Annotated in this window: 4 protein-coding genes; 3 read left to right on the top strand and 1 reads right to left on the bottom strand. The window is 64.6% G+C overall.

What is annotated here, in order from left to right; translation table 11 throughout:
* Nucleotides 1-18: 18 nt before the first annotated feature.
* Nucleotides 19-2,496, top strand: a complete 2,478-nt coding sequence (locus ABN028_RS13010; protein ID WP_349696784.1) for a X2-like carbohydrate binding domain-containing protein — start codon at nt 19-21, stop codon at nt 2,494-2,496.
* A gap of 185 nt (nt 2,497-2,681) precedes the next feature.
* Complete coding sequence (locus ABN028_RS13005; RefSeq protein WP_349696783.1) at nt 2,682-5,948, top strand: NPCBM/NEW2 domain-containing protein; 3,267 nt, start codon at nt 2,682-2,684, stop codon at nt 5,946-5,948.
* Between the two features lie 111 nt (nt 5,949-6,059).
* Here ABN028_RS13005 and ABN028_RS13000 read toward each other — a convergent pair whose 3' ends face one another.
* The gene (locus ABN028_RS13000) at nt 6,060-7,076 is read right to left on the bottom strand and encodes a LacI family DNA-binding transcriptional regulator (RefSeq protein ID WP_349696782.1); all 1,017 of its coding nucleotides are present in this window, start codon (nt 7,074-7,076) and stop codon (nt 6,060-6,062) included.
* A 194-nt stretch (nt 7,077-7,270) separates the two neighbouring features.
* Between ABN028_RS13000 and ABN028_RS12995 the strand changes: the two genes are divergently transcribed.
* The gene (locus ABN028_RS12995; RefSeq protein ID WP_349696781.1) at nt 7,271-10,486 is read left to right on the top strand and encodes an NPCBM/NEW2 domain-containing protein; all 3,216 of its coding nucleotides are present in this window, start codon (nt 7,271-7,273) and stop codon (nt 10,484-10,486) included.
* Nucleotides 10,487-10,544: the final 58 nt, after the last annotated feature.

Here is a 10,544-nt window from a genome sequence, read left to right as displayed (position 1 = left end):
TAGAGAGGTGTCCCGCTCATGACCAGACCCCCTCGACACAAGGCGGTGCGCGGTTCACTCGTGGGCCTCGCCGTCGTCCTCCTTGCCCCGCTCGGCCTGACCGCCACGCCAGCTTCTGCCGGGCCGGCGGCCGTCACGTCGCTCGGCACCACGACCACCGCCACCACGACCACCACGACCACCGCCTCGGCGGGCGAAGCACATCCACCGGCGGGAGAGCGAGCCAGCAAGCCCTACATGGGCTGGAGCAGCTACAGCATGCAGACGTACGTGAGCAACGGCGCCGCCTGGATCACCGCTGACCAGATCAAGGCCCAGTCCGATGCCATGCACGAGAAACTCCAGCCGTACGGCTACGAGTACATCAATGTCGACGCCGCGTGGAACGGCGGCACAGACGACTACGGCCGGCCCGTACCGAGCACGACGTTGTATCCCGACGGCCTGCAGGAAGTGATCGACCACGTTCACGCGAACGGACAGAAGTTTGGGCTTTACGGCATTCCAGGGATCACCAAGGCGTTGCTGGACGCTGATCTCCCCGTCTACGGTGCCCCCGGTTGCAGGACTGGTGATCTGGCCGTGCAACCGTTGCAGCAGGGCGACTACTGGGGCATCGGGCACCGGATCGACTTCTCAAACCCGTGCGCACAGAAGTACATCGACTCGATCGCCGACCTCTACGCCCAATGGGGCGTCGACTTCCTGAAGTTCGACAGCGTAACCCCGGGGTCCGGCATTTCCGATCTCTCCCTCGACGCACGCGACGACGTCAAGGCGTGGTCGCAAGCACTTGCTCGTCACGGGATCTGGCTCGAGCTCTCCTGGGCACTTGACATTCGCTACGCGGACTACTGGAAGCAGTACGCGAACGGCTGGCGGATCGAGTGGGACGTGGAGTGCTACTGCCCCGGCGAGGCGCTCACGACCTGGCAGAACATCGCACGACTCTTTCCCAAGCTTGCGGAATGGTGGCGCCATGGCGGACCAGGGGGGTGGAACGATCTCGACTCGCTGAACGTCGGCAACGGCACGATGGACGGCATCACCCGAGACGAACGGCGCGCCGCAGCGACACTGTGGGCAGTCTCCGCGGCCCCGTTCTACATCGGAAACGACATGACCCGGCTCGACTCCTACGGCCTGGAACTCCTCACCAACCGCGAGGTGATTGCGGTCAACCAGGCCGGACGCCCCGCGCAACCCCTCTCGACAAAGACCAACCGGCAGGTGTGGTTCGCACTCAACGAGGACGGCACCTACACCGTTGCGCTGTTCAACCTCGGGCGTACCGATGCCAATGTCGAAGTGAAGTGGGCCGACCTCGGACTGGACGGTGCCGCGAGTGTGCGCGACCTGTGGGCTGAGAAGAATCTCGGCACGTTCGACTCCAACTTCATCGGGGAGGTGCCGACACATGGGGCGCGCCTGTTCAGAGTAGCGCCGCAGAAGAACTCGAAGATCAGCGTCAACGACGACGATCTGCGGGTGTCCTACGACGGGGCGTGGAAACGTAACGAGAACTTCGAGGTTCCGGCAGTCTCGGAGCCGCTCGAGGTGGCGGTGACAGATTCGTCGTCCGGTGCGACGTCGGACGCCTCGGGCGTACGGACGATCGAACTGAACGACAACGACCCACAGATCGTCTATACGGGTGCGTGGAGCCGGAGCACCGGCCGCGGACTCGGCGACTTCGAGGACGACGTGCACTACACCGAAACCAACGGAGATTCCTTCCAGTACACGTTCGTCGGAACCGGCGTCGACTTCGTGACGGAGACCCACAGCTCGCAAGGCGATGTCGACATGTACATCGACGGTGAGTTCAAGCAGACCGTCAGCACCTACCTCGCCGAGGGGCGAGGTGCCCAGCAGGTGGTGTACACCATCTCCGACCTGCCCAACGGATCCCACACGATCCGCGGCGTCAAGCGTTCCGGCCAGTTCATGCTGCTCGACAAGCTGAACGTGCGGCAGGAGAGCCTGCTGAACCCCAGCACGGTGACCTTCGACAAGTCCGCTCAAGCCGACATCCCGGTCGAAGTCGCGCGCGACCCGGGCGAGCTCCTCGGGATCAGCCAAGACGGAGAGGCGCTCGTGGCCGGGGCCGACTACACCGTCGACGGTCGGGTCGTGACGATCAAGAAGGAGTTCCTCGCGGCTCAACCTGTCGGCGACACGGCGCTCGACTTCCGCTTCCGCGGTGACTACCGCGACGACGTCCACTACACGACCGAGAGCGGTGACGCGATCGAGTTCACCTTCCGCGGCACCGGCATCGAATGGCTCACGGCGCTCAGTCCGGACCAAGGCGAGGCCGACGTCTACATCGACGGCAGGCTCGTCGGACGCGTGGACCTCTCGAACGACGCACGAGTCACGGCTCGGCAGGCTTTCGCCGCCACCGGGCTGAAGGACACCGAACACACGCTGCGCATCGAGAAAGTCTCGGGTGATGTGCTCCGCAACGACATGATCCGGTACACGATCAAGTAGGCGCTTCCGGCGTCTTGAGTTGTTGGTACCGGTGGTTGCCGGGCCGCCCGTCGACGGGTTCACGGTGCGGGGATGCCTAGATCCCAGGCGGGGCGGTCCGGCCCTCGAGCGGTCCGACGAAAAGCCAGCGTTGCTAGCACAGTCGCTCGGGTCGCGCTCCAACCTTCAGAGTCCAGGAGTGCTCGATGCACAACACCAACACCCGTGTACGGTCGCTGGCCGGTCGGATCGGAGTGATCGGACTCTTAGCGCTCGCCATGTTCATACCACCGGTCACCGCAACTGGTGCAACAGAGGACGCCGGGCACGAACTCGTTGTGAATGGCGGGTTCGAAGCTGGGAGCGACCCGTGGCGGTTCACTTCAGGATCAGGACGCGCCACCAACAACCCTCACACGGGACAGGCGCTCGCCTACCTCGATGCCGGCACCGGGCATGAGGTGGCTCAACCGCTGACGGTGGACGTTGGCGGCAGCTACACCACAACGGCCTGGATCGCGACGAAAGGGGCCGGTGGAGTACTAGGACTCCGTGACCTGGACTCCGGCCAGGTACTGGCGTCCCTGACATTGCCGGTGGACACCTCCTATCAGCACTACTCGCTGGAGCCGGTGCGGCTATCCAACGGACAGCACGTCGAAGTCTTCGTGGGAAGCAGCAGCGAGAACTGGGTCAACTTCGACGACGTGTCGGTGTTTGCCGACGTCCGCGAGCTGCTGAGCTTCGACGTTGATGGTCAGCAGGGCCCATCGGTGATTGATCAGAGCGCCCGTACTGTCACTGTCCAGGTGCCCTACGAGTCAGACCGGAGCAGCCTCACCGCAGACGCAAAGCTCCCAGAGGGAACCACGATCTCACCTGATCCAACGCAGCCGCTGGACTACACTCGGCCGCGGCAGTTTGAGCTCACCGACAGCACCGGTCGCAGCACGACATGGACAGTGATCGCTGTGGAAGAACAGAAGAGCATCGTTATCGCCAGCTCGAACGACCAACTGGTCGAGGCGTTCAACTGGGCCAAGTGGCGAGCCAGGCAGCATGTCCAGACCGGCAAGCATGGTCCGGTCGACGTCGAGGGTCCCATCCCTCCCGACGCGAAGCAGGCCGACTACATCCCCTCATACTGGGCGGGCTACGCCCACCGGACCGCCTTCTACATTCGCGACTATGCACACCAAGCGGCCGGAGCGCACTTGCTGGGGCTCGACGCGGAGAACCGGTCGATGCTTCACGCCTACGCGGCGACTTCGACTGAGGCGCGCAACTGGTACCCGTTGTGGGCACTCAACTTCGACGGAAGCCCCTACTTCGTCGACCACCCGAGCGAGTCGTACTTCGTGCGTGAGGTGCCCGCGGTCTTCGAACTGGTCGACAAAGCCGCTGAGCAGTACCGCTGGACCGGAGACTCCGCCTATGTCGACGACCCCACTCTCTGGAGCTTCTACACCAAGGCGGTGACCGATTTCATCGAGCTGCACGACACTCAGCTGCCGAACGGGGTAGCCGAGGGCACAGGGCAGGGGATCTGGTACGGGGCCGCGAGCTACAACGAGCGATCCGACCACCAGATGATCGAGGCGGGAGACGGAATCGCAGCGCAGTATCAGGCCTTCCGCGGCTACGCAGAGCTCGCTCGTGCCCGAGGCGACGAGTCGCTCGCCGAGCAATTCGATACCCGCGCCGACGAACTCTTCGAGTACTTCAACACCGATTGGGGAGTCGCCCCAGGTGCCTGGGAGTACGCCAGGGGCCGCAACCCCGACGGCGCCCAGGTCGCGGGTTGGGGTCAAGAGAACTCGATGTTCATGGCCTACGACGAGATCATCGACCCGAACAGCCGGAAGGCGGACGACTTCATCGACTACATGTACCAGATGTACACCGAACGCCGACCGTCCAACATCGAGTCGAGCAGCTATGTCCCCGATGTCATGTTCGCCTATGGCCGTTCCGAGCAGGGCTGGGCATGGATGAAGGACATCATCGGCGCGCTGAATGAGCCACATGAGGTTGTCCAGCAGGGCACCAATGGCGACTACCCCGAAGTCAGCTTCACCCTCGTCTCCCACACGGTCGAAGGGCTCGCCGGAGTGGTCCCTGACGCACCCGGGCACGCCGTCTCCACCCTGTCCCGGCTGCCTGAGGAAATCGACTGGCTCAACCTCGACCACATCATGGTCGGTGAGCACGACATAGACGTGCGCCACGAGGGCAGCACCCGGACCACCGTGATCCACAACGCCGGTCCGCGGCCGCTGACGACGACAATCAGCTTCTACGGAGGCTACGCACAGATCAAGGTGGATGGTCAGCAAATGAAGGCCGACCACACCCTGCAGCGAGGGAAGTCTGTCAGCGCCGCCACCGTCACGGTGCCGCCCGGAGGACAGGTGACCGCTGAGGCAGTGGGCCGGAATGACCAGCAGCGCTGGGGCGACGCGATGACAACGCATCCGGAGGACTTCACGCTGCAGTCCCCTGAAGACGGCGCAGACCGCGTCCAGCCTCGGAACCCGATACTGCACTGGACTCGGTCGGCCAACGCGACCGAGTACCAGGTCACGGTAGCCCGCGACCCGCAGCTGAAGGACGTGCTCCGGAGCTGGACCCTCAAAGGCACCGCGGCTCCGACCAATGGCCTGGATCCGGGACGTCACTTCTACTGGTCCGTGACGGCGGTGAACGCCCGGACGGGGCAGAAGTTGCCGGTGCTCAGCGGTCCGCACACATTCCGAACGATGCCCACCGCGCCGCCCGCAGCACCAACTGACCTGAGGGCATACCGATCCGGAAGTCGAGTGGCACTGAGCTGGGAGAACGCGCCCGATGCGTTGACGGCGACGGTGGAGAGAGCCCCTGCCGGGTCAGAGGACTATGAAGTGGTCGCTGAGTCCGCGGCCGGCAACGGATGGGTCGACCGCGATGCTAGTGACGGAACCTGGCACTACCGGGTGACATCCGTGAACGAGCGGGGAGCAGGAGCTCCAGCGTCCATCGAGGAGCAGCCGTTGCCGACGGATCTACTTGCCACCGCGCTCAGTGACCGAGACTGGGAGTCCGCAAGCATCGGCTGGGGATCGTTGGGACGAGACCGCTCTGTCTCTGGCGGCCCGATCTCACTGGCTGGAGTTGAATACGACAAGGGCATCGGCACACACGCTCCCTCAGAGATCGTCTACCGGCTCGATCCCGGCGACGTTCGCTTCACCGCCATGGTCGGCGTCGACGACGTCCAGCGGAACTCGCCATACTCCTCAGTGGTCTTCCAGGTGGAGGTCGACGGCGAGCTGGTGTACGAGTCGCCAGTGCTACGCGGTGACTCCGAACCGCAACCAGTGGACCTAGACGTGATGGGCGTCGAGCGACTGGTGCTGCGTGTCACCGAAGCCGGCGACGGCAACAACTCCGACCACGCCGACTGGGCGGGGCCCACATTGCACAGGCTGCCGTAGGCGCTGTTACTCAGCTTGCTGAGAGCCTGTTCCTGAACCCGGTATAGGTCAACACCGTGCGGCGGGAGGTCCGGCGGCGAACGCGTTACATCATCAGTTTCATCACCCACCTCAGATGGAGGGCAGAGGTGCAGTGCTGCTGCGCAGTCTGAGTGTGGGTGTCGCGTAGAGGTGCGGGGCAGGTTGTTCGCCGTCCATCAGTCCGAACATCCGTTGGGCGACGTACGCACCGATACCGACATTGTCCTGGCTGATGGCTGAAAGTGGCGGGTTGCTGATCTCGCAGAGGGCCGAGTCGTCCCAGCCGAGCAGGGTGAGATCGCGCGGGACGCCGATCTTGAGCTGGCTGGCGACGGTAAGTCCGGCGACGGCCATGAGGTCGTTGTCGTACATGAGGGCGGTGGGCCGCGGCGTACTCATGAGCAGCGCTCGCGTCGCCCGCGCGCCGTCCTCGCCGGAGAAATCGGTGTGGAGGGTGCGAGCGGCGAGGCCGGCCTCTGCCATCGCCTGGTTGAAGGCGGTGTCTCGTACCCTGACGTGCCCGATCGGCGTGAAGCCGGCGACCCGCGCGATCTGCCGGTGCCCGAGGTCGATCAGGTAGCGGACGGCGTCGGACATCGCGGTGGAGTAGTCGACCCAGACGCTGGTCAGTTCGCCCGCCATCGAGGGGTCGCCGACGACGAGCGAGGGCATGCCGAGTTCGGCCAGGAGGGGAACTCGTGGGTCGTCGACCCGGAGGTCGAGCGCCACCACGCCGTCCACCCGTCGGGTGGCCCACCAACGTTTGTAGGTGGCGAGTTCGCTGTCGAGGTTGGGGACGACCTGGAGGAGCAGGGCATAGGAGCGCTCGCCCAACGCGCTCTCCAAGCCGGAGAGGAACTCCATATAGAACGGCTCAACGCTGAGTGCTCGCGCCGGACGGGTGAGAACCACGCCGAACGTCTCGGTCCTTGCTCCCGAGAGCATGCGGGCCGCCGTGTTGGGTGCCCAGCCGAGTGACTCGGCGACCTTGAGGACGTTTGCTCGGGTGGCGTCGGAGACGCCGGGTCTGCCGTTCAGGGCGTACGACACCGCACTGCTGGAGACTCCCGCCCGCTGGGCGATCTCGCTGATCGTGATGTGTCGCAATGGACGGCCACCTTCGGAGAGTGGGTCAGCCTGAAGCGCTTCAGTATGAGGCACCAACCTCGTCGCCTGCAAGCGCGGGTGTCGGCCATTGTTCCTGGGCAAACAATGGGTTGACAACTGAAGCGCTTCACCTATAGTCCCTGACCATCCCATATGGCGCGCGTCAGGCGGTCCGGGCTTCTGGAGGATGCCTCGTGAATGAGATCAGTCGTCGTGTGTTTCTTGGTGCTGCCGGTACAACTCTCGGAGCCGCCGTGGTCGGTGTGGCGGGTCGGGCGCAGGCTCGAGCAGCGGAAGCCGCGGCATCCGACGATCCGTCGATCCGCGGTCTGATCACCGATGGTCCGACGGGCTGGACCCTGGAGAACGACGTCGTACGTCTGGTGGTGAGCACCTCGGGTGGTGGGATCCGCGTGACCAGCGTCTCCAACAAGGACGCTGGACGTGAGTACCAGACCGCGGTCGGCGGACGGCAGCTGTTCGCGTATGAGTTCGACGGCGCACACGAGATCGTCTCCGACGACGGCAACTGGCAGGTCGGTGAGGCGGAGCTGTCCGACCTGGTCATGCACACACCTCAGGGCACGTCCGCTGTCGGACGGCGGATCGCGATCCCGCTCCGGCGAGCCGAACCGCAGCCGGTCACGGTGACGGTCGTGTTCGAGGTGTACAAGGGTCGGGCCGGTCTACGGTTCTCCACGCTGATCAAGAACGACGACAGCACCCGGAAGACCACGATAACCACCTCGACCGTGTTCGCGCTGGCCCTCGCCGACCAGGCGCACACGCTCTACCACGTGCCCAACGCATCCTGGAAGAGCACCAGGGGCTCGCTTGCTCCGCTGCCGGCAGACACGTCGTCGCACGGCAAGCGGGCCGAGCTGCCGAAGAAGGTGATCAACGTCTACGACTCCGGCGACGGCTGGAGCGTCAGCCCGGAGCTCAACTGGAAAACGATGCGCGGCAATGGAAAGCATGCCGAATACATGCTGCCACCTTTCGCGAGTATCAATGCTTGGCACGACATCGACCATGTCCGCGTCACGACGAATCCCGAGTCGCTGCAGCTGGTGTTATTTCCGGGGGAGGAGTTCGAGTATCTGTCGGTCAACGTCACCGTCTTCAGCGGAGACGTGGTCGACGCCAAGATGGCCGACCAGGAGCACTTCCGGAAGAGATTCCGCTACAACAATGTCACCACGTTGTTCAACACCAACGACTGGGACTATCGAGGTGGCCCGGGTCGCGACCTGCCGGAGGACTACTACTTCACCACGGTCATTCCCAAGGCTGAGCAGGCTGGCTTCGACATGGTGATGCTGGACGACCTGTGGAACACCAGCCGCGACACGCTCGAACCGAACCCGGCGATGGCCAGCAGCATCCGCAGCCTCCAGGAGTTCGCCGATTCGCTGGAGGACAAGGACCTTCTGTTCGGACTGTGGTTCAGCCTGACCGGAGCGGGCCACGCCTCCGGGCGGGATCTTGCCAACCCTGACGAGCTGGCGTACAAGAAAGAACAGATCGAGACGTTGATCAACCAGTACCACGTGGACCATCACATGATGGACCTCACGCAGTATTGGCAGAACGAACAGGAGACGGCGTACTCCCATCCCAGCGACAACGTTTACCGCAAGGCTGTCTTGACGCGGGCCATGGTCAACAGCCTGGTCGAAAGCTATCCGCACTACCTTCCTAAGATGACGACAGAGCTCGACATCTACCCGACGCAGGGCGACCGCAACAACGGCCTCCTCCACGTCACGTACAACGGCTGGAACACCGCCAACGGTGGCGTCACCGGGGAGAATCTGTCACTGCGAACCGCCATCACGCATTTCGGGCACCTTCCGATGGAAGCGATGTACATGAACCTCGGGCGGCTGACCGGGAGGATGGAGGACTACTACTCCTACATGGCCGTCCGGAACGTGAAGTTCGGCCAGGACCCAGGCAACGAGCAGCAGTGGCCAGAGTCCGCGATCGAGCTCATGGCCGTGTTCAACCGGTGGCGTAGGAGCGCTCGCGTGCGGGCGTTGACCGAGGAGCTGTTCCGCCCGGTCTATCTCGGCCGTGGATGGGACGGGCCCGAATGGGACTCCAGCAGCGGACCGTACGTCTGGATGTACACGGACGAGGAGCAAACGACGGCGCTGCTGATCGCCACCGCCGTTGGCACCGCCGCCACGAGGGTGGTTGCCGATCTGCGTTGGTTGGACGCCGGCGGGCGCTACGTCGTGTCTGACATCTCCTTGGACGACGACGGCACCCACACCTACGCCTACCGCGGGACCTTCACCGGCGTTGAACTCAGGGAGCCTGGGCTGCCGCTCGACCTGCTCGCTACAAGCTCCCGTGGGCAAGCCCTATGGATCCAGCGGGTGACCGGGCCGGGCCTGCAACTGGCGTACGTGGATGAGAATGCAACCGACTACGCCGTCCAGGCCACCGACTGGGACATTCGCGTCGCGGTGTCAGGCCAGCCTGGAAAGACCGTGACCGTGATCACCGCAGACCCGGCGGGCGACCGCGGACTCGTCCGTACCGTGGATCTCAACCCCAAGGGCCGTGGAGTCGCCGTCGTCGCGGCAGCGCAGATGGCGCCGCCGACCCGAGTCGTCTTCACCACGCTGAGCGTCGAACTGGACCGGACGTCGGTAGTACCCGGGGACCAGCTGGCAGTGACCGCGACATTCGTCGTCGACGACTTCGGGCCGCTCACCGACGTCGACATCAACCTCATTGCTCCGGGTCGATGGACGCTACGGGGTGAGCCAGCCCATGCCCAGACGATGGCGACCGGCGACGAGCTTCGTGGCGAGTGGACACTTTCGGTTCCCGCCGAGACGACGACCTACGGCTTCGTCGAGATTCCCGTCATCGCCAAGTACAAGGCCGGGAAAGGCCCGGACGCGGCGAGGGAGGCGGAGGAACTGGCCCGGGTGTTGGTCGCGCCCGAGGGCGTCGCCTACGTCAGCGACCTGCCATTCGTCTCCGAACGCAACGGCTGGGGTCCAGTCGAGCGTGACATGTCCAACGGCGGAACCCAGTCCGGTGACGGCACACCTCTGCGTCTCCGCGGAACGACGTACGACAAGGGCCTAGGCGTTCACGCGCCCTCCGAAGTGGTCCTCGATCTGGCCGGCGCCTACACCCGATTCACCGCGTACGTCGGCGTCGACGACTCCCGTGTGCCTTCCGGCGCGGGGTCGGTGGTGTTCGAGGTCCTCGGCGATGGCGTCGTCCTCGCCCGGACCGGCGTACTCACGCCCAGCGACGCGGCGTACCCGCTGGACGTCGCCGTCGACGGTGTGGCGAGCTTGATGCTTCGAGTCAGCGACGGCGGCGACGGAATCAACAACGACCACGCGGACTGGGCCGACGCCCAGCTCCATCGAGTGGTGTAGCTCCGGGCCAGGGCACATCTCTCCTCGCGGCGTGCGCGTTCTGCACTTTGACGTGCTG

The organism is Actinopolymorpha sp. B17G11, assembly GCF_040196095.1.
Lineage (GTDB): Bacteria > Actinomycetota > Actinomycetes > Propionibacteriales > Actinopolymorphaceae > Thermasporomyces.
Note: the sequence above shows the minus strand (reverse complement) of the source record. Positions and strands in the feature narration are given on the sequence as shown.